This is a genomic window from Leisingera sp. McT4-56 (assembly GCF_020514995.1).
Taxonomy (GTDB): Bacteria; Pseudomonadota; Alphaproteobacteria; order Rhodobacterales; family Rhodobacteraceae; genus Leisingera; species Leisingera aquaemixtae_A.
In genome coordinates this window covers 585,694-606,177 of sequence record NZ_JAJALF010000001.1, presented here as the reverse complement: position 1 = coordinate 606,177, position 20,484 = coordinate 585,694, and the positions used below count along the sequence as shown (strand labels likewise).

At 64.4% G+C, this 20,484-nt stretch carries 19 protein-coding genes; all 19 read right to left on the bottom strand.

All coding sequences use genetic code 11. The features are described from left to right. Positions 1-34: 34 nt before the first annotated feature. The 19 genes from LHL23_RS02930 to LHL23_RS02835 all read right to left on the bottom strand — a co-directional run bounded on the left by LHL23_RS02930 (position 35) and on the right by LHL23_RS02835 (position 20,458). Positions 35-295 (bottom strand): hypothetical protein, encoded by a 261-nt coding sequence (locus LHL23_RS02930; RefSeq protein WP_222475115.1) that lies wholly within the window; start codon positions 293-295, stop codon positions 35-37. A 175-nt stretch (positions 296-470) separates the two neighbouring features. Continuing rightward, the gene (locus tag LHL23_RS02925; protein ID WP_226428732.1) at positions 471-1,058 is read right to left on the bottom strand and encodes a DUF2199 domain-containing protein; all 588 of its coding nucleotides are present in this window, start codon (positions 1,056-1,058) and stop codon (positions 471-473) included. A gap of 101 nt (positions 1,059-1,159) precedes the next feature. Then, positions 1,160-2,680: an amidophosphoribosyltransferase gene (purF, locus tag LHL23_RS02920; protein WP_226428731.1), complete on the bottom strand. Its 1,521-nt coding sequence runs from the start codon at positions 2,678-2,680 to the stop codon at positions 1,160-1,162. Positions 2,681-3,051: 371 nt separating this feature from the next. Beyond that, complete coding sequence (locus LHL23_RS02915) at positions 3,052-3,711, bottom strand: hypothetical protein (RefSeq protein ID WP_226428730.1); 660 nt, start codon at positions 3,709-3,711, stop codon at positions 3,052-3,054. 3 nt (positions 3,712-3,714) lie between these two features. Further along, positions 3,715-5,115 (bottom strand): selenium-binding family protein, encoded by a 1,401-nt coding sequence (locus LHL23_RS02910; RefSeq protein ID WP_222475118.1) that lies wholly within the window; start codon positions 5,113-5,115, stop codon positions 3,715-3,717. 276 nt (positions 5,116-5,391) lie between these two features. Next, on the bottom strand, positions 5,392-6,072 hold the full coding sequence (locus LHL23_RS02905; protein WP_226428729.1) for a Hint domain-containing protein: 681 nt from the start codon (positions 6,070-6,072) through the stop codon (positions 5,392-5,394). A 386-nt stretch (positions 6,073-6,458) separates the two neighbouring features. After that, complete coding sequence (locus LHL23_RS02900; protein ID WP_222475120.1) at positions 6,459-7,013, bottom strand: CvpA family protein; 555 nt, start codon at positions 7,011-7,013, stop codon at positions 6,459-6,461. Between the two features lie 42 nt (positions 7,014-7,055). Next, positions 7,056-8,417 carry a DNA repair protein RadA gene (gene radA, locus LHL23_RS02895; protein ID WP_222475122.1) on the bottom strand — a complete coding sequence of 454 codons (1,362 nt, stop codon included), beginning with the start codon at positions 8,415-8,417 and terminating at the stop codon, positions 7,056-7,058. Positions 8,418-8,618: 201 nt separating this feature from the next. Next, positions 8,619-9,401, bottom strand: coding sequence for a DNA repair protein (locus tag LHL23_RS02890; RefSeq protein WP_226428728.1), 783 nt, complete (start codon positions 9,399-9,401; stop codon positions 8,619-8,621). A gap of 145 nt (positions 9,402-9,546) precedes the next feature. Beyond that, on the bottom strand, positions 9,547-9,999 hold the full coding sequence (locus LHL23_RS02885) for a paraquat-inducible protein A (RefSeq protein WP_226428727.1): 453 nt from the start codon (positions 9,997-9,999) through the stop codon (positions 9,547-9,549). 242 nt (positions 10,000-10,241) lie between these two features. After that, positions 10,242-10,988 (bottom strand): ABC transporter ATP-binding protein, encoded by a 747-nt coding sequence (locus LHL23_RS02880; protein WP_226428726.1) that lies wholly within the window; start codon positions 10,986-10,988, stop codon positions 10,242-10,244. Continuing rightward, positions 10,985-11,767 (bottom strand): MlaE family ABC transporter permease, encoded by a 783-nt coding sequence (locus LHL23_RS02875; RefSeq protein WP_222475131.1) that lies wholly within the window; start codon positions 11,765-11,767, stop codon positions 10,985-10,987. The genes LHL23_RS02880 and LHL23_RS02875 overlap by 4 nt, the downstream gene beginning before the upstream one ends. Beyond that, a complete protein-coding gene (alr, locus tag LHL23_RS02870; RefSeq protein WP_226428725.1) occupies positions 11,764-12,801 on the bottom strand; it encodes an alanine racemase in 1,038 nt (345 codons plus the stop codon). Before alr ends, LHL23_RS02875 begins: the two co-directional genes overlap by 4 nt. Positions 12,802-12,993: 192 nt before the next feature. Then, complete coding sequence (locus LHL23_RS02865) at positions 12,994-14,514, bottom strand: replicative DNA helicase (RefSeq protein WP_226428724.1); 1,521 nt, start codon at positions 14,512-14,514, stop codon at positions 12,994-12,996. Between the two features lie 334 nt (positions 14,515-14,848). Then, a complete protein-coding gene (locus tag LHL23_RS02860; RefSeq protein ID WP_222475134.1) occupies positions 14,849-15,526 on the bottom strand; it encodes an orotate phosphoribosyltransferase in 678 nt (225 codons plus the stop codon). A 130-nt stretch (positions 15,527-15,656) separates the two neighbouring features. Next, positions 15,657-17,063 carry a calcium-binding protein gene (locus LHL23_RS23460; RefSeq protein WP_264181122.1) on the bottom strand — a complete coding sequence of 469 codons (1,407 nt, stop codon included), beginning with the start codon at positions 17,061-17,063 and terminating at the stop codon, positions 15,657-15,659. A gap of 132 nt (positions 17,064-17,195) precedes the next feature. Further along, complete coding sequence (pyrC, locus tag LHL23_RS02845) at positions 17,196-18,236, bottom strand: dihydroorotase (RefSeq protein WP_226428723.1); 1,041 nt, start codon at positions 18,234-18,236, stop codon at positions 17,196-17,198. Positions 18,237-18,300: 64 nt separating this feature from the next. Continuing rightward, positions 18,301-19,257, bottom strand: coding sequence for a phosphoadenosine phosphosulfate reductase (locus LHL23_RS02840; RefSeq protein WP_226428722.1), 957 nt, complete (start codon positions 19,255-19,257; stop codon positions 18,301-18,303). Positions 19,258-19,396: 139 nt separating this feature from the next. Continuing rightward, the gene (locus LHL23_RS02835) at positions 19,397-20,458 is read right to left on the bottom strand and encodes a glycosyltransferase family 2 protein (protein ID WP_226428721.1); all 1,062 of its coding nucleotides are present in this window, start codon (positions 20,456-20,458) and stop codon (positions 19,397-19,399) included. Between the last annotated feature and the right edge of the window lie 26 nt (positions 20,459-20,484).

Here is a 20,484-nt window from a genome sequence, read left to right as displayed (position 1 = left end):
ACCGTTGCAGGAATTTGCGGCAAACGCGGCGTGATCAGCTGCCCGGCATCACCAGGCGCTTGGTTTCGCCGCGCTGGTTCAGCACCAGCCCATGGGCGTCGATGGCGACGACCTGGCCCTGCGACAGGCGGGTGCCGCGGGTGACGGCGCGGGTCCGGCCCGAGGGCAGGCGGATCAGCGCGGTCATGCTGTTCTCAGGCCCGTAGAGGCCCAGCAGGCTCAGGTTGCTGCGGTTCACCGCGTTGGTCTGTGTTGCAAGCCCCGCAACCTTGGCGGAGGTCTGTTCATTCGCCATGTTTTCCGTCCTTCGTCGATCCGGGCGTATCTGGCGTGCCGGGACGGGCGCATCAAGCGGGGCAATGCTGCGCCGACGGGCCTCGGCGGAAAGCCGCGGGGCAGAGGCGGAAAATGAGAGGAACAGCGCCGAAACCAGCGGGCGCGGTCAAATGCCGGGCCGGGCAGCCCTTGAATCAGGCGTCAAACACCAGTGACGGCAGGTCGTGGCCGTAGGCATAGAGCAGCTCCAGCAGCTCCTCCAGCGCGGCACCGTCCTTTTGCAGCGGATAGAGCGGGTGGTTCTGTTCGTTCACCTTCAGCTCCGGGTACTGGCCGCCGGGGCGCATTTCCAGCATGCAGCCTGCAGGCATCGGCATATCCGGCGGGATGGCATTGGCCAGCCAGGCCGGGCGGTCGCCCAGGCTTTCGGTCTCGCGCATCTCGAAGAGGTCGAGATAGGCGTCGAAATCATCGCGGCTGAGGCTGGCCCAGGTGCCCAGGATGAACTCCTCGCCGCGGGTGCCGGACAGCGGTATCGCCAGCACCGCGCGGACAAAGCGCAGATCGCCGAGGCGGCAGAAATCCTCGGTCAGGATGTCGCCGCGGGTGGCCAGCACGGCGGAGTTGTCCTCCACCTCCATATCCTCGGCGCAGATGTCGGGCCGGTCGCAGCTGAGGCTGAGCAATTGCGCGAAAGTTGCGCCGCAGCAGCGGCACTGGCGCGGAGAGGTCAGCATGCGGGCAAGATGCGCGTCCAAGGGGCGGCCTTTCGTCAGGATCATAGGAAAAGGCGCGGGCCGTCACGGCCAGCGCCTCCCCATGCAGAATTCCAGGCCCTCATACGCGGATGCGGCCGGAAGTTCAAACCCCTGTTGGCAGGGGGTCAGCCAGTGGCCAGCTTGGATGCGTTCCAGGAGGCGCCGGGCGCCGGCATGTCCTTGATCTTGGCGCTGACGCGGCTGCTGCCTTCCAGCGCCGCCAGATACTCCTCGGTGACGCCGGTGATGTAGTTGCCGTCAAAGCAGGAGCAGTCGAAGCCCTGGATGTCCGGGTTGCCTTCCTGCGCCGCCCAGATCAGGTCCTCGAGCTTCTGGTAGAACAGCGCATCCGCGCCCAGCTCCTTGCGGATTTCCTCGATGCTGAGGCCGTTTGCGATCAGCTCATGCTTGGTCGGCATGTCGATGCCATAGACGTTCGGGTACACAACCGGCGGCGAGGCAGAGGCGATATAGACCTTCTTGGCGCCGGCCTCGCGGCACATCTGCACGATCTTCTTGATGGTGTTGCCGCGCACGATCGAATCGTCAATCAGCAGCACGTTGCGGTCCTTGAACTCCAGCGGGATCGCATTGAGCTTGCGGCGCACCGATTTTTGCCGCTCCGCCTGGCCGGGCATGATGAAGGTGCGGCCCACGTAACGGTTCTTCACCAGCCCCTCGCGGTAGCGGATGCCGGTGGAGTTGGCGACTTCCAGCGCCACGGGGCGGGCCGAATCAGGCACCGGGATGATGCTGTCGATTTCGAGCCCTGACTCCTGGATCTGCTTGGCCAGCGCCTGGCCCATGCGCAGCTGGGTCTTGTAGACCGAGACGCCGTCCATCATCGAGTCCGGGCGCGCCAGGTAGACATATTCAAAGATGCAGGGGGTCAGCTTGCCCTCGACCGCCTGGAAGGTATGCAGGTTGCCGTCGAGGTCGATCAGCACCGCTTCGCCGGCCTTCACATCGCGGACCTTCTCGAACCCGTTGATGCCGAACGCCACGTCCTCAGACGCAATGCAGTAATCATCGCCTTCGCCTTGCGCGGGGCGCTTGCCCAGCGACAGCGGCCGGATGCCATGCGGGTCGCGGAAGGCCAGCATGCCGACACCGGCAATCATGCACAGCACCGAATAGGCGCCCTGAACCCGCTCCATGGTCATCTTGACGCCGGCAAAGATGTTGCGGATCGGCTCGGCGTTGCCATTGACCTTGATCGCATCGGCCACCTTGTCGGCCAAGACATTCAGCAGGATTTCGGAATCGGAGGTGGTGCGCAGGTGGCGGCTGTACTTGCCGGTCACTTTCTCGCGCTGCTCGGCTGTGTTGGTGATATTGCCGTTGTGGACCAGGTAGATGCCGTAAGGCGCGTTCACGAAAAACGGCTGCGCCTCTGCGGCGCTGAGGGAGCCCGCGGTGGGGTAGCGCACATGGCCCATGCCGACGCGTCCGGTCAGGGTTTCCGCGTCCGACGGCCCGAACACATCCTTGACCAGCCCGTTTGCCTTGCGCTCGCGGAAGAACTCGCCGGTGTAGGTCACGATGCCCGAGGCGTCCTGGCCGCGGTGCTGCAGCATCAGAAGCCCGTCATATATCTCCGCAAAGACTTCCGTGTCCCGGCTTGCGATCCCCAAAATCCCGCACATTGGCTGGCTCCAATCCCGATTAGGCTTTGCTGTTCGATGGCTGATGGAAGCGGTGCTGGCGGCAGTCTAGCGCATTTTTCCGTGCCTGCGCCAATCCGGCCGCGCCAAAGGCCCCTGCCGGCCATGCGTCCGGAGCCTGATGGCCGGTTGCAGCCCTGTGCCCCGGCGCCGCGCGCATCAGGTCAGGTCCACAAGGGCAGGCGGGCAGCGTCTGCAGCAGCGGCAAGGCGGTGTGGCTCCGAATCCGTTTCCTGTTCGCGCCCTCACATAGAGGCTTTCGCCGCTGCTGTCATCAAAGGATCACATTTCCCTTCTGCGCTGCGGCAATAGGGGCGGTTTGGCGAATGTGCGGGCAGGACAGGCCGCCGGCATCAATGCAGCGTCAGCAGCGACACCGCCCCGACCAGGACCAGGCTCAGCGCCCAGACCAGATCCAGGTTGAACCAGCCGCGGGACAGGAACTTCAGCCCCAGCCAGTGATAGACGCCAAAGGCCATGGCACCGCCCGCGAGCGCCATCGCCAGGGTATGCGCCAGCGCGACCAGCGCGGCGATGCCCGCGCTGCCGGTCATCAGCGTCCCGGCGGCAGCATGGCCCGCGTCGGTCTCCGCCGTGGCGCATATCCCCAGATAGATCGGCACCAGCATCAGCCCGGCGCCATGCGCCATCGCCGCCAGGAACGACCACAGCGCCAGCCGCGACGGCGGCACCCGGGCCAGCATGCGCGGGTGGCGGCGGTTCCACAGCAGATAGAGCCCCAGCGTTATCACCAGGCAGGCGGCGCCGATCTGGATCTCGCGCTGCCATTCGGCCAGCACCAGCAGCGCCGAGAACGGGAACAGCACCGCCGCCATTGCCAGCAGATGCCCTGCCGCCAGCGCGGCCAGCGCCCGCCACAGGCTGCCCTGCGACCGGTCCATCAGCGCCGCCGAGACCGCCAGCGGCCAGCCCATGCCGGGGTTCACGCCGTGATACACACCCGAAAGCGCAACGGCCCCCCAAAGGGCCGCCGCCGTGCTGATCTCTGCCACGCGTCAGACGGAGGGGTAGCAGAAGCTGTCGGTGGAGCAATCGCCGCCTTCCAGCCGGATCTGGTGGCTGCGGTAGCCCTCGGGGAACTCGACATAGAAGTCCTTGTCCAGCTCCAGCCCGCCGTTTTCGCCGACGTTGGCCATCACCATCTGGCCGCCGCCGCTGTCCGGGTAGAACTGGTCGTCCCAGGTGGAATAAAGCGAGTTGGTCCAATAGACCCGCTTGCCGTCGCGGCTGATCTCCACCATCTGCGGGCCATAGGCAAAATCCTTGCCGTTCGGGTGCTTGGCGCCGCGCGCGATGCCGCCAAGCTCGACCTTGCCGGCCAGCTTCGGGCTCATCGGGTCGGAGACGTCGTACTGATGCATCTCGCCCAGCCCCCAGCAGGCCACATAAAGGTATTTGTCGTCCAGGCTCAGGTCGATGTCGGTGACCAGGGGCGGCACCGCCTCAAACCCCTGCAGCAGCGGCGGCAGGTTTTCGGCCTTTTCCGGGCGCGGGTCGATGGTGATGGTCTTCTTGGCATCAAAGGTGCCGTCGTCCTTCTGCCACCAGGTGAAGATTGAGCCTTGCAGGTTGGTGGTGTCCACCACCACGCCGCAGAACCCGTAATCGCGCGAGGGATCATGCGCGGGGCGGATTTCCAGCGCCATCTGGTGGTTTTCACCCAGATCGATGGTCTGCACGTTCTTGCGCTGGCGCAGGTTCCAGAAATGGATCGAATGGCCGTACTTGTTGCTCAGCAGGTCCTCCGCCACGATGCCGTTCTCGAACTGCGGCGGCAGTGCCCACTCCGAACTCACCATGTAGTCGCGCGGCAGGTTCCACCAGAAATCATAGTGCTTGTCCTGCTTGCCGCGGTCCATCTCGTAGCGGCCTAGGATCTCGAAGGTCTCGCAATCCATGATGAAAATGCCCGGCGGCCCGTCAGTGCCGTCTTTACCGCCGCCGCCCAGGGTGGAGACATAAATCCCCTCGGGGCCGCAATGGATGGTGTGCGGGCGCGAATAGCCGGTCTTGGCAAAGACCTCCTCCGGCTCGATGATTTTGTGGATCTTGGCCTTCAGCGGCTCCTTCACGTCCACCACGTAGATCCGGCTGGAGCGGATGCCGGGAATGATCAGGTAGCGCCGCTCCAGAAACGCATGGCCCGACAAGGGCGACAGGGAGGAGGAGCAGGCGTTCCAGCCGAAATGATGAAACTCATCGCCCTTGTTGGGCATGATCAGCTGGTGCACGATCTGGCCGTAGGTGTCTGACTCCGGGTCGACATCCACCACCGCCAGCCCGTCGGGCTGGGAAAAATCGGGGCTCAGCATCAAGGTGAAGGCCAGCTTTTCCGCCGGGGCTTCCATAGCAAGCTTGGGTGTTGCGTGAAATGTTGGGTCAGGCCGCAAGTTCATCGTCAAATCCTCCCTAAATACCGGGCGCCGGTTGCTCTGCGGTGCCTTTGGCGCCTGAGGGGATGCTGGCATACATAATTTCCCCGGGCAAATTTTTTTGGGAAACACCCTGTATGCGGAACGTGCGTTCTGTGCGCGGCGCCGCTGGGCAGGCTTTTGAAGATGCTGTCCCCCGCCGGAAATGAAGCCATTGCCTCCGGCAGCTGCACCAAAGGAAAGGCCCGCACGAAGGCGGGCCCGAGGGGGGAGGGAATGTCTTGCAGGCTGGCTCTGGGATTAGGCCGCCAGGATACGGTCCAGCAGGTTGTCCAGCGGACCGGGCAGGCGGGCGTCAACTTCGCCCATGCCGGTCTGCGACAGCGCGCGGCCTTCGTCGCTGGCCAGAACCTGGCGGGTCTCGGTCAGCGACAGCTGGTGGAAGGCGGAGTCCTCGGCGGTGTCACCGGCGGGCAGCAGCATGCCGCTTTCGGCCCAGACCAGCTCTTCCTCTTCGAACTCGAAATGAATGCGGCCCAGGCGTTCCGGCGCCGCGGCCCTGATGCCCTTGTAGCCGCTCAGCGCGATCAGTTTCGCGACCACAACCGGCAGGCCGAACAGGCGTTCCGCGGTGTCCATCTCCAGCGCCACCTTCTGGTCCGACGGCAGCATCAGGTCGGTGTCGTTGCCAAGCGCGCCGGCCGGGATGTGCATCAGGGTGGTCAGGCGCGGCACCGCGTGCTTCACCGCTTTCACTTCTTGGGCGCCGCCGTCGAAGGTGAACACCATGTCGCCGGGTTTCACGTCGCGGGCCTGCTTGAAGCCTTCTTCGGTTTCCACCAGCGTATCGGGCAGGAAGCCGCCGCTGCGGATGCGGGCGCGCTTGGGTGCAGGGGCAGGGGTGCGCGGCAGGGGATTGGCCAGCAGCAGCACATCAACCGGCAGGTAGTCGGCGAAATCTGTGGTGTGATCCAGCTGCATCTTGGTGTCCCTTCTGAGCGTCTTTGGCCTGGCGTTTTGCCGTTGAAGCCATGTGGCCCCCGAATTGGGACCAAATTGGGGCAGGCTTGCGTCCCATTTCGGGATGACGCGATTTTTTGGGGACAAAAGCTGGTTTTTCAGCGGGATTGTTAACCTTTCGGCCGGCCAGGGTGAGGATTTGTTAAGACTTGACGCAATTATTGAGACGCCCGGGAAAGCCCCTCAGAGGCCGATTCCTTTTGGTTAACAAGGTGTTAATGCGAAATTGCCGTGTTAACTGCTTTACAGGCGTCCTGTGGATAACCTTGTGAACACATTGAAATCAAAGCAAAACGGGCGCCCATGGGGCGCCCGCGTTACAATCCTATGGTGGTAATCCCTTGGAATTACTGGCCGCAGGCGCCGATCAGCGATTCATACTGCTCGGTAACCCAGCCCAGGGCCTGTTCCGGATTGCGCTCCTCGATCTTGCCGGTCATGCGTTCGAACACCACGGCTGAGCGGCTTTCGTCAACAATTGTGAAGCTCTGCCCGGTCATCACCACATCATACAGGAAGAAGGCGATGGCGACCAAAAGGATGCCGCGCAGCACGCCAAAGAAGAAGCCCGCGCCCTGGTCCAGCCCGCCAAGCGCCGAGCGCTGCACCAGGGTGGAAAACAGCGGCGTGAAGAAGGAGACCACGATCAGCGCCAGGGCGAACACTGCCGCAAAGGCGGCGATGATCGACAATTCGCAGCTGTCGGCGATGAATTCGCCCACCACCGGGATCTCCGCCATCAGCGGCTCCACCTGAGGGGCAAAGATGAAGGCCAGGACGCCGGCGGCGATCCAGCCGGCAATTGCCATCGCCTCGCGCACGAAACCGCGCGAATAGGCCAGCAGCGCCGATACGACAATGACCAGGGCAACGACCCCGTCGATGATTGTGAAACCTTCCATGTCCCTCGCCCGTTTGCCTGCGATCTCAAATTTTTTGCGACTTTAACCGGCCCCGAAGAATTCGCCAACAAAACCTGCCAGATCGCCCGATTTTCGCAAATTCAGGCCGTTCACGGACACGGTTTTGCTGCCGCCAGGGGCAATCGCCGCCGTGAAACCAAGTTTTTGCGCCTCTTTCAACCTGTTTTCGGTCTGCGGCGCCGGGCGGAGCGCGCCGGATAGCGAAATTTCTCCGAAAACCACCGTATCGGCGGGCAGCGCGACGTCCTCCCGCGCACTCAGCAGCGCTGCGGCCACGGCAAGGTCGGCGGCCGGCTCGGAAATCTTCATGCCGCCGGCCACGTTCAGATAGACGTCCAGCCCGGCAAAGGGGATGCCGCAGCGCGCCTCCAGAACCGCCAGGATCATCGCCAGCCGCGAGCTGTCCCAGCCGACGACGGCGCGGCGCGGCTGCGAATGGGGCGAGGGCGCAATCAGCGCCTGCATCTCGACCAGCACGGGCCTTGTGCCTTCGATGCCGGCAAACACCACCGAGCCGGGCGAGGGCTCGCCCCGTTCCGACAGGAACAGGGCAGAAGGGTTGATCACCTCGCTGAGGCCGCTGCCGGTCATTTCAAAGACGCCGATCTCATCCGCCGGGCCAAAGCGGTTCTTGACCGCGCGCAGGATGCGGAACTGATGGCCGCGCTCGCCCTCGAAATAAAGCACGGTGTCGACCATATGCTCGACCACCCGCGGGCCTGCGATCTGGCCCTCCTTGGTGACATGGCCGACCATGATCACCGAAATCCCGTGCCGCTTGGCGAATGTGGTCAGCTCATGCGCCGCCGCCCGCACCTGGCTGACGGAACCGGGCGCGCTGTCCACATGATCCGCCCACATGGTCTGGATGGAATCAATAATGGCCAGCTGCGGCTTCTCCGCCTCCAGCGTGGTCAGGATGTCGCGCAGGTTGGTTTCCGCGGCCAGCTGCACCGGCGCATCCGCCAGGCCCAGCCGCTGCGCCCGCATCCGCACCTGGGCCGATGCCTCCTCGCCGCTCACATAGACGGTCTTGACGCCGGCCTGGGCAAACCGCGCCGCCGCCTGCAGCAGCAATGTGGACTTGCCGATGCCCGGATCGCCGCCCACCAGGATGGCCGAGGCGGCGACCAGCCCGCCGCCCAGCACCCGGTCCAGCTCGCCGACGCCGCAACAGGCGCGCGGCGGCGGGGTTTCCCGCGCCGACAGATCGGTCAGCTGGATGGTGCGGCCGCGCTTGACGCCCAGCGACTTCTTGGAGGGGCCGGAGGACAGCCCCTGATCCTCGGTGATGGTGTTCCATTCGCCGCAACCCTCGCAGCGGCCCGACCATTTCGAAAAGCTGGCCCCGCAGGCGGAGCAGGAGAAAGATGATTTTGCCATGGCACTGATCAGTGGCAGATGTTTCCCTTTTGTTCAAGAGGCTGCGCGTGCGGCGCCGCAGGATGCGAGGCTCTGCCTCGCGCTCCGGGATATCTTGGGCCAGATGAAGAGAGGATCCCTTTTTCATCCGGCTGAAAATATCCCGGGGGAGGCCCGTCCGGGCCGGGGGCAGAGCCCCCCGAAAGTTGCGGTGGCAGAGATTCAGTCGGCGCGGCGCGGCGGCTGGATCGGCACCACGCTGCCGCCTTCGGGGTCCGACCCGTCCGGCTGGCCCTGCAATTGGGCCGACAGTTCCGGCAGCAGTTCGAACAGTTCGCCGCGCAGCCGGACCAGATGCGACTTGGCGATGCTTTCCTCGATCTCCACGTCTCGGGTCCACTGGCGCAGCTCTTGCATGATGATCTGGGCATCCTCCAGCCGCGCCTTGAAGGTCTCCAGCTCCTCCTGCCGCTGTTTCAGGAACTGGCGGGCGCGGGCCACCTTGGCATCGGAATAGGTCTCCGCCAGCTCGCGGCTCACCTGGCTCATCTGCGCCGCCACCTCCAGCACATCCGGCTCCAGTCCGGAAAGGTCCGGGTGGCTGCGCAGAAACGCCAGCCGCTCCTTCACCGCGTCAAATTCGGAGGCCAGGGTAAACACGCCCGCACGGTCGCCGGCATGGGCCAGCTGATAGGCCTGCAGCACATCCTCCATGCTGAGCGCAAACCGCCGGTGCGAGGTCTCCAGCGCCAGGATGCGCCCGTTTGCGGGCAGGAAGAACACCAGCATCACTGCCAGAACCGTGAGCGCGATCTGCGCAATCATGCCGGCCTGCGGGTGAACGCCGCCGTCCAACCCGGCCTGCAGCGACAGCCAGGGCCATACCCCCAGCGCCGCCAGCGCGGTTGCCGCCAGCGCCGCTGCGGCGGCGAGGCAGATCAGCAGGAAGGACAGCCGCATCAGCACGGTCTGCGCGGTGAACAGGATGGGTTGAATGCCGGACATAGCGCCCCCTCCAGCAGCAATACGAAACAGTTGCCGGGCCCGGTGGCCAGAGGGGGAGCCCTGCAGGAGGGCACAGCATGCCGGTTCCGTGCGGTAAACGAGTCGAACTCTATGAAATGGCGCGGTTTTGCCCCGGATCAAGGGGTCAGCCGGTTTCCCGCTGCGCCTTGGCGGCGTGCTCCGTCAGCATTCCCAGCACGATGGAAGCGAGGATACAGGCGGTGAACAGATACAGCCCCCAGGCGGTCTCGATGGTGGCAAGGCCAATGCCCTTGGCCAGCGTGATGTAGAGCGCGATCAGAAAAATGTCGGCCATCGCCAGCTTGCCCAGCACATGCAGCACTTTCTGCACCCGCGCGTCCAGCAGATCCCACTGCACCAGCGCGGTGCCGATGGTCTTGAGGTAGGGGGCGAAGATCGCAAAGAAGGTGACGATCAGCGCCAGCACCGCGTCGCTGCCCCAAAGGCTTTGCAGCCCGGTGATCACCGAAATCTCGCTGAGGCCGAAGATGGGCAGCAGCCCCGCCCGCATCAAGGGCGCAAACCAGGCGACGGGGTAGAGGATCAGCAGCGACAGGGTGAGGAGGCGGAGGGTCATGGCGGCTCGTTATCTGCGGTTCTGCCAAGACTTGTGTGTTTCCCTGCTGATTTGAAAGGGGGAAAACGGGAGCGGCCGGCATCAGCCGGGACGCTTGCGGTCCGGCCAGCGCCCGTCCGCCCCGTCAAACCGCAGGTTTGCCTCCGGCAAAACGGCGGGCGCTACGCTTCCGCCCGCGGACAGGCACTGGCCTCGTGTTTGATGCCTTCGGCGGGAGTAGTTGAGCGAAGAAGAAGCGGGCGTTACCGCACCGCCTCGATCGGCCCCTCCGCGCGGCCGTGGATGAACTGCTCCACATAGGGATCGCCAGAGTGGTCCATCTCAGCCACCGGGCCGGTCCACTGGATCACCCCGCCATGCAGCATCGCCACGTTGTCGGCAATGGCGCGCACCGAGGTCATGTCGTGGGTGATGGTCATCGCGGTGGCGCCCATCTCCACCACAATCTCGCGGATCAGGTCGTTGATGACGCCGGACATGATCGGGTCGAGACCGGTGGTCGGCTCATCAAAGAAGATGATTTCCGGCTCCGCCGCAATCGCGCGGGCGAGGCCGACGCGCTTTTGCATGCCGCCGGACAGCTCCGAGGGGAAGAGGTCGGCGACATTGGCGCGCAGGCCCACCCGGCGCAGCTTCTCGATGGCGATCCCGCGGGCTTCCTCCACCGGGCGCTTCAGCGCGCCGCGCAAGAGGCGGAAGGCCACGTTCTGCCAGACCGGCAGCGAGTCAAACAGCGCGCCGCCCTGAAACAGCATCCCGAAGCGCGCCAGGAACTTGTCGCGGTCGCCGGAGCCGGAGGGCTTGCCGTCGACATAGATCTCGCCCGAATCCGGCTGGATCAGGCCCAGGATGCTCTTCAGCGCCACCGACTTGCCGGTGCCGGAGCCGCCGATGATCACCATCGAGGTGCCCTTGGCGATCTCCAGGTTCATGCCGTTGAGCACGCGGTTGTCGCCAAAGGCCTTGTGGACGTTTTCCATGCGGATCATAGCGAGAAGAATACCCCCGTCAGGACAAAGTTGGCGGCCAGGATCAGCACCGCGGCGGATTCCACCGAGCCCTTGGTGGCGCGGCCCACGCCCTGGGCGCCGCGGCCCGACTGCATGCCGTAGTAGCAGCCCATCATCGCCGCGATGGTGCCAAAGGCGGCGCCCTTGACCAGCGAGGAGATGATGTCGAGCGGTTCCAGGAAGTCGACCGTGTTCTTGAGGTAGGCGGCGGCGTTGAAGCCAAGGTTCTGCACCGCCACCGTATAGCCGCCCATGATGCCGATGATGTCGCCGGTGCCGACCAGAACCGGCACCGTAATGAGGGCCGCCAGCACTCGCGGCGCCACCAGGTATTTCATCGGGTGGGTGGACAGGGTCACCAGCGCGTCGATCTGCTCGGTCACCTTCATGGTGGCGATCTCTGCCGCGATGGAGGAGGTCACGCGCGCGGCGATCATCAGGCCGACCAGCACCGGGCCGAGCTCGCGCACCATGCCGATGGCAACGATCTGCGGCACCACCGCCTCGGCATTGAAGCGGGCGCCGCCGGCATAGATCTGCAGCGCCAGCGCGCCGCCGGTGAAAATCGCGGTGAGGCCGACAACCGGCAGCGACAGCCAGCCGACGTTCAACAGCGCCTGCAGGAACTCGCGCGGGTAATAGGGCGGGCGGACCATGTGGCTGAAGGCGGAAAGCGCAAACAGCGCCGCACGGCCAACCGCGGCCAGCGACGCCAGCGCCGTGCGGCCCAGCCGGGCCAGGAGGGCAAGCGGGTTCATCCCAGATAGGTCCGTGCGGAGCGGTGGCCGGAGGAGGTCAGGATCTCATAGCCGATGGTGCCTGCCGCATCGGCCAGCATGTCGACCGTCTGACGCTCGTTGAGGATCGCCAGCATGTCCGGCACCTCTGCCAGATCGGTGACGTCGACGGTGATCATGTCCATCGAGACCCGGCCCACAACAGGGCAGGGGGTTTCGCCGGCATAGACCTGGATGCCGCCCGCGCCCATCGCCCGGTGCAGCCCGTCGGCATAACCGGCGGCAACGGTGGCGATACGGCTCGGGCGCCGGGCGGTCCAGGCGTTGCCGTAGCCGGCGGTCTCGCCCACCTCCAGGTCGCGCACCTGAATGACCGGCAGGTCCAGCTGCACCACCGGCACCGCGTCCTTGAACGGCATCCCGCCATAGAGGCCGACGCCGGGGCGGCAGAGGTCGAAGTGGTAGTCCTTGCCCAACAGCATGCCGCCGGTTGCGGCCAGCGAGCGGGGAATCTCCAGCCCGTCGGTCATTTCGCGGAACACCTGCAGTTGCTGCGCGTTCATCGCGTGTTCTGGCTCGTCGGCGCAGGCCAGATGCGACATCAAGAGCACCGGGTTCTGGCCCAGGGCGATTTCCGCCACCGCGGCCCATTCGCCCGGCTCCATCCCCAGCCGGTTCATGCCGCTGTCCAGCTGCACCCCGAACGGGTGGCCCGGCAGCGCCTCGAAATGGCTCAGCATCTGATCCAGCGAATTCAGCATCGGCGTCAGCTGGAAATCCTTCAGCAGCTTGGCGTCGCCCTCCATGTGGCCGGAAAACACCGAGATGCCGGGACCCGGCCCCAGCGCACGGCGCAGCGCGCCGCCTTCCTCTGCCGCTGCCACAAAGAAGTTGCGGGCGCCCGCCTTGGCCAGCGCCTTGCCCACCCGGCCTGCATCCAGGCCATAGCCGTTCGCCTTGACCACGGCTGCGGTCTCGCAGGTGGTCAGCGCATCCAGATTCCGCCAGTTGGTGACCAGCGCATCCAGGTTGATTGTCAATCTTGCCGTGCTCATGCGGTGTTCATGACACGGGGAGGCCGCAGGTCAAGGGGGAAAAACCGGAATGGCGGCGGAGGCTTGCCTGCAGGAAACAAATAAGCCCGGTCCAGCGGGGGGCAGGACCGGGCTGGTGCCGGTGCCTGGCGGACGCAGGGGCCGCCGGGCCTTGGCACTGAAATTCCGCGATCCGGGCCGCGCGGGCCGGGATCAGTGTTCCTCGTAGTCCTGCTGCCAGGACTTGGCGAGGTTGCCGAAGCGGGTGAACTGCGCCTCGAACGACAGCTCCACCGTGCCGATGGGGCCGTGGCGCTGCTTGCCGACAATCACCTCGGCCTTGGCGTGCAGCCGCTCCATTGCCTGCTTCCACTCTTCCATCTTTTCCAGCTCGTGGTCGCCGGGCTTTTCCCGCTCCTTGTAGTATTCCTCGCGGAACACGAACATCACCACGTCGGCGTCCTGTTCGATCGAGCCGGATTCCCGAAGGTCCGACAGCTGCGGGCGCTTGTCCTCGCGGCTTTCCACCTGGCGCGACAGCTGCGACAGCGCGATCACCGGGATGTTCAATTCCTTGGCGACCGCCTTCATCCCCATGGAGATTTCGGCGATCTCGTTCACTCGGTTGTCCGACATGCCGCGGCAGAGCTGCAGGTAGTCGACCACCAGGAGGTCCAGCCCGTGGGTCCGTTTCAGACGGCGGGCGCGGGCCGCCAGCTGCGAGATCGGAATGGCCGGCGTGTCGTCGATGAACAGCGGGCAGCTTTCCAGGTCCTTCGCCGCCTGCACAAAGCGGCGGAATTCACCCTCTGTCATGTCACCCTGGCGGATCTTGTGCGAAGAGATTTCCGAGGCTTCCGCCAGAATACGGCCTGCCAGCTGCTCGGCGCTCATCTCGAGAGAGAAGAAGCCGACCACGCCGCCGTCGATGGCGCCTTCGCTGCCGTCCGGCTTCACACCGCGTTTATATGCCTTGGCGACGTTGAAGGCGATGTTGGTCGCCAGCGACGTCTTACCCATAGAGGGGCGGCCTGCGAGGATGAGAAGGTCCGAGGGATGCAGGCCGCCTAGTTGCTTGTCGAGGTCTATCAGGCCCGTCGAGATGCCGGCCATGCCGCCACCCCGCTGATACGCCTCGTTGGTCACATTGACCGCTTCTGTGACGGCCTTCAGGAAAGATTTGAAGCCGCTTTCCGTCTGGCCCTGCTCTGCCAGCTGGTAAAGCGCCTGCTCTGCCTCGACGATCTGCTCTTTAGGTTCTGATGCCACGTCAACGCGGCGTGCCTTGTCTGAAATCGATTGGCCCAGGGCGATCAGCTCGCGCCGGATCGCCAGGTCGTAAATCATCTGCGCATAGTCCCGCACCGCAAAGGCGGAGATCGAGGCGCCCGCGAGCTTGGCCAGATAGGCCGGCCCGCCCAGTTCCTTCAGCCCTTCGTGGTCCTCCAGGAACGCCTTCAGCGTCACCGGCGAGGCCAGCGCGTTCTTGGAGATCCGCGCCGCCGCAACCTCGTAGATGCGGGCATGGACCGGGTCGTAGAAATGCGACGAGTCGATGATCAGCGCGATCTTGTCGTAGACCTCGTTGTTGGTCAGGATCGCGCCCAGCAGCTGCTGTTCCGCCTCCACCGAATGCGGCAGCTCATTGTCCGGCATCGCGGTCTCAGCCGGGGCGGGCTCAGGCAAGGGGGCGGGGGGCGGCATGTCGCCGTCGAAAGGGGTAATCTCGTTCATCACTGCTCTCGTCACTCGGCCCGCTTATACGGTGCCGCGCGGGTTTCTCCTATCTGGGAATCTCTGTGGATGCCCTGTGGATAACCGCGCAAGGTTTGTGGGCCGTTTACCATGATAGGCCAGCAAGCCTGTCCTATTCAGGCTACATGATGCGGTGCCGCTTGGGAAGGCCTCAAGATCTATGCTTCAACCTTCGCGGGAAGCGATTCGGGGCGGGCTTGTCCACAGCCCGTCCTATAACGCTTTCCCTTGCGTAAGGCGATTGTCTGCCTGTGCGGCTTCCGGCGGCGCAATGGCGGGCAGTCTGCCCGCCGCTGCGCGCCCTGAAACTGCCTTATGCCTTATGGGCTTCCTGCCAGGCGCGCGGGTCCTTCAGGAATTTCTCCACCTCGGCCAGCGTCTCGTCGCTGAAGCTCTTCTGCGCCTTGGCTTCGGCCAGAACATCCCACCAGGTGCACAGGTAATGCAGCTCAACGCCGTGGTCGCCCAGGCGCTTGGTGGTCTCGGGGAAAATGTCGTAATAGAAGATCACCGCGGTATGGCCGCAGGAGGCGCCGGTTTCGCGGATCGCATCGACAAAGGACAGTTTGGAGCCGCCGTCGGTGGTCATGTCCTCCACCAGCAGCACGCGCTGATCCTCGGTCATTACCCCTTCGATGCGGGCATTGCGGCCATAGCCCTTGGGCTTCTTGCGCACATAAGTCATCGGCAGGGCCATGCGCTCGGCCACCAGTGCGCCGAAGGGGATGCCAGCGGTTTCGCCGCCCGCAACATTGTCAAACGCCTCGAAACCCGCGTTGCGCATCACGGTCACCGTGAGGAAATCCATCAGCGTGGTGCGGATCCGCGGAAAGGAGATCAGCTTGCGGCAGTCGATGTAGCTGGGCGAGGGCAGGCCGGACGCGAGCGTGTAGGGCTCATCCGTGTTGAAGTTCACCGCGCCGATTTCCAGCAGCATCCGGGCCGACAGGCGGGCGATTTCTTCTTTGGACGGATAGGAGGTCGGGATCATGGCAGCGGGCATCCTTTGCGGCAGCGGTTTTGCTGTCCATAGCCCGGAAGGAAGCCGTTTTGAAGTCCCCGGAAGGTGTTTTAAAGCCCGCCGGGCCGCAAAAGCAGCGGCCCGGCAGGAAGGGCGCAAATCAGAAGATGAAGTCGTTTGCTGTCAGGTCGGCCATCGCGACCCCGTCCAGGGTGATCGTGTTGCCGTTGCCGTCGCTGATGACCGCATTGCCGTCAACTTCGGTCAGGTGTTCGTCCGTCAGATCCTGAAAGGAGGTGATCTCCGCGATCTGGGACAGGACGATCTTCTCCTTGGTGCCTGCGGTCTGGAAGTCGGTAATGGTGTCGTTGCCGAAGCTGCCCTTGAAGATGAAGCGGTCTGCCATGCCGCCGCCGCTGAGGAGGTCGTCGCCTGCGCCGCCGATCAGCTTGTCGCGGCCGCCGCCGCCCTTCAGCGTGTCGTTGCCCGCGCCGCCGTTCAGCACATCGTTGCCGGCACCGCCAAGCAGCGTGTCGTTGCCGCCCAGCCCGTTCAGCGTGTCATTGCCACCCAGGCCTTCCAACTCGTTGCGGCCGCCGTTACCGGTGATGTTGTCGCCGAATTCCGACCCGCGCACATCCTCGAAATTGCGCAGGGTGTCACGGTCGCCGAACCCGTCGATGGCAAACCCCTTGTTCAGTTTGACAGTGACCCCTTCAGAGCCGCCGTAGCGGTCGTCGCGGTCGTAACGCACCTCGTCCCGGCCGCCGCCGCCGTTCAGCGTATCCTCGCCTTCCAGACCGCGGAAGATGTTGCGGCCGCCGTTGCCGATGAACTTGTCAGCATAAGCAGAGCCGCGGAGCATTTCGATTTTCACTAAGGTATCGGTGTTTCCCCAGCCATCGGTCGCGGTTCCGGTCTTGAGGTTTGCGGTGACGCCATTGTCGTCCCAGGTGTAGGCGACCTGATCGAACCCGGTACCGCCCCGGTAGGTGTCAGCGCCGTCGGAGCTTACAAAGAAGTCATCGCCTGCACCGCCGTTGTAGACGTCATCCTCCGGGGTACCGTAGAACTCGTCTTCCTGGGTGATTTCGACGCCCGGAATGGTGGACCAGGGAATATCGGCGCCTGGCCCGAAGTCGCCGGTCGGAACATCAAAGCTGTCGATGGAATCCGCAAAGTCCAGCCAATCCTGAAGAGTGTCCGGCTGCGGAAGCGCGGGCCCGTCGAGAACAAAGTAGAACTCGGTATCGGTGTCCGGCCCGGTTTTAAGGTTGAGGATCAGAACAACGCTGGTGCCCCCCGACCACTCAATCTCGGTGATCAGCGTCGATTCCTCAAGAATGGTGATGCTCGGGTCGTCCAGGTTGATGTCGTCAACTATCGCCTGGATGATATTGTCCGAAATGTCGATATGGGAAACGCCAGGGTCTTCTTCGCCTGTGATTGAGTAAGAAAAGGTTGCGGATCCGGACGGAACCGTAATCTCGGCGTCGGCCGGCCCGACCAAATCGTCGTTGCCGTTCACAAAGTCAACGCGCACGCCAGTGAATGTAAATGTCGTCATGTACTTGCCCCTTACTGGTATAAAGCCAGCTGCAACAGCTGGCGGAAATCAATGGCCCGAAGATTGCAAAGGGCCTCTGATTCCCAGCAAGGGACAAGGCAGATATTCTTACCGGATGGTTAACAAGTGTTGCTATTCGGCACTCCAGTAGACGTCAAACCCCGGATCAAACACCGTCACCGGGCCGTCGCCGGTCTCGATCTTTTCCGGGAACGCCACCGGCGCGTCGCCCTTGGTCAGGGTCATTGCCTCAGCACTCACCGGCAGGCCATAGAACGCCGGGCCATGTTCCGAGGCAAAGCCCGCCAGCTTGTCCAGCGCGCCTTCTTCCTCGAACACATGCGCCAGCAGGGACATGGTGTTGGTGGCGGTGAAACAGCCGGCGCAGCCGCAGGCGCTTTCCTTGTTGGGGTCGGTGTGCGGCGCCGAGTCGGTGCCGAGGAAATAGCGCTTGTCGCCGGAGGTCGCGGCAGCGCGCAGCGCCAGCCGGTGCTCTTCGCGCTTGGCCACCGGCAGGCAGTAGTAATGCGGCTTGATACCGCCGACCAGAATGTGGTTGCGGTTGATGATCAGATGGTGCGTGGTGATCGTCGCGCCCAGATCCTTGTCCTGGCTGGCCACATACTCCGCCGCGTTTTTGGTGGTGATATGCTCCATCACCACCCGCAGGCCGGGGGTTGCCTTGCGGATCGGGTCCAGCACCCGGTCGATGAACACCGCCTCGCGGTCGAAGATGTCGATGTCGTGGTCGGTGACCTCGCCGTGGGTGCACAGCGGCAGGCCGATCTCGGCCATCTTTTCCAGCACCGGGCGCACCTTGTCGAAATCGCGCACGCCGGAGGCGGAATTGGTGGTTGCGCCTGCAGGGTACAGCTTCACCGCTTTCACCAAGCCGGAGGCATGGGCCGCGGCGACGTCTTCGGGATCGGTGTCCTCGGTCAGGTAAAGCGTCATCAAGGGCTCAAACGCCATGCCGTCCGGCAGCGCTGCCAGAATCCGGTCGCGGTAGGCGGCGGCCTGGTCCCCGGTCACCACCGGCGGCACCAGGTTCGGCATGATGATGGCGCGGCCGAAATGGCGGGCGGTTTCGGGCAGCACGGCCTGCAGCATCGCGCTGTCGCGCAGATGCAGGTGCCAGTCGTCGGGGCGGGGGATGGTCAGCTCTCGGGTCATGCGCGTGCGTTAGCACATGGCGGCGGCGAAACAAAGCGGCGGATTGCGCCGGTTCCGCAGCTGGTCAGCGCTTGGGCGGAATCCGGAACTCGCCGCTTTCGGCGCGCTGCTCCAGCTCCTGCAGGCGGCGGCGGAACCGCGGCGCCCGCATCCGCTCGGTCACGTTGCGGCACAGCAGCGCAACCAGGCAGCTGCGCTGTTCCCGCTCCAGCCGGCCCAGCAGGTTGCGCAGGTAAAAGGAGTTGTTGCGGCGGCTGCGGAACAGCTTGCTGAAGGCGGCGCTGCTCAGCCGGCCGCTGCCCGCCAGCGACAGGATGTGATAGAGCATCTCCATCTCGATTAACCGGGTCTGCACCGCGTCGCCCATATAGGGCACCCGCAGCCGGGTCACGTTCTTGCGGGCAAACAGCGACGCATGCATGGCGTCCAGCTTCTCCTGCGGGTCATAGATCACATAGGCCTGGCCGGCCGCATCCACCATGTCCGGCGCATAGCCATAGCGGTCGGTGAAGGACAGGCGGCGCATCTCGGCAAAGCGGTCATCCCATTCGGTCATCCGCGGGTCCAGTGTCGCCTGCGGCTGCACCGCGACCACGGTGGCGCCGGGCGCAGCCACCGAATAGGCCGCCGCCGCATAGCCGCAGGGGCCCGCACCGTAAAAGATCACGTTGTCGAACTCGTCAAAGAAGCCGTCGTCGATCAGCTGATCGAAAAACCCGTAGATCAGATCTTCGCGGAACCAGGTGTCGCCGTCGGATATCACGCACATATGCGACCAGCCGAGGTTCTTCACCAGGTCGAATCCCAGGGGCTGGGCCTGGTCCGACAGGTTGTGAATGCCCTGAATGGTCTCAAACGTCACCAGGAGGGTATTGCCCTGGTCGATGAAGGTGGCGAAATGCTTGGCCCCCAGCGGCTGGTACATGCCATGCTCTTCCGCCAGCGCAGCCATACGGGCCTTCCACTGGGCCGGTTTCAGACCGGAGAGGTCCTCATCCAGATTTTCAAGTCCGTCTTGCATGACTGCCACCTTTGGTACCCCCATACGCCTAGCGGCGCGTTTGTTAATTTACGGTTAGGTGACAAATAAGGCTAAAATTGGAAAAACTCAGGCCGCTTTACTGTCTCGCGGACTGCCGCCGGCGGGCAATTGCCGGCTCCTAACGCGCCTGCCCGCCGCCCTCAGCCGCCTGTCCCAGCAGTGCAAAACGGCACATCTGCGCGCCCTGTGCCGCATCCAGCGGGCGCGCAGGCGGCGTCATCATGAGCCGGGTGAACAGCGCCCGGTTTTCCTCCGCCAGCATCAGCTCCCGGAACCGCGCCTTGCGCCAGGCCACCGCCTCGCGGTGCAGCCGGGACAGCTCCGCATCCGCCATCAGCTCTGCCTGCAGCGCGCCGCGCGGGGCGGCATAGCGGGCAATCGACCGGTCCTCGCAGGTGCCGTAATTCCGCTCCACCCAGTAGTCCATGCCCAGCCCCGCCTGCCGGTTGACCCGGCCGCGGTCAGCCTTCACCACATAGCTCTCCATCGCGCCCAGCGGATAGTGGTTCAGCTGCGCCAGCCGCGTGTTTGGCTGGCCGTAATCGGAAAACAGCCGCTTGGTCTTGAAGGTCCCGCCCAGTTCGCGCCCCTCGCAGTCGAACCAGCGATAGCCCTCCAGCCGCGCCTTGTCCTTCACACTGCGGGGCCGGTGCACGCCGCATTTCCCATAGGTGCCGTCATTGCGGTAGAGCGTCTTGAACATCACCGCCCGCCAGGGCCAGTGGATCACCTCCGGCGCACAGCGGGTGAACTGCTCCGTGACCGGACGGTCCTCATACGCCGCCACGCCGCCATTGCCGAACAGCCGCCACGTCAGGGTGATGGCATCCGCCTGCGGCAGCGCCGCCAGCAGGTCCGCCACCGTTCCATCGCCGGTCTTGATGCAGGGAAACTCGTCGATATCCGCGATCAGCACCCAGTCGGCGGTCTTCATCAGCGGGTGCTTGTCCGCCATCTTCAGCGCGGTGAACTGGATGCCCTCGCCGCCATAGGGGCCGTCGTTGCGCACATGCGCCAGCTGCCCCATCGTTTCCAGACGGTCCAGCATCATATCCGCGCCGTCCTGGCAATCGTTGGAAAACACCAGGAAATCCGTGAACCCCGCCGCCCGGTAATGGGCCAGCCATTCCAGCAGAAAGGCGCCCTCGTTGCGCACGCAAAGGATGGCCAGCACCCGCATCTTTACACCTGCCCGCCGGGCAGTGC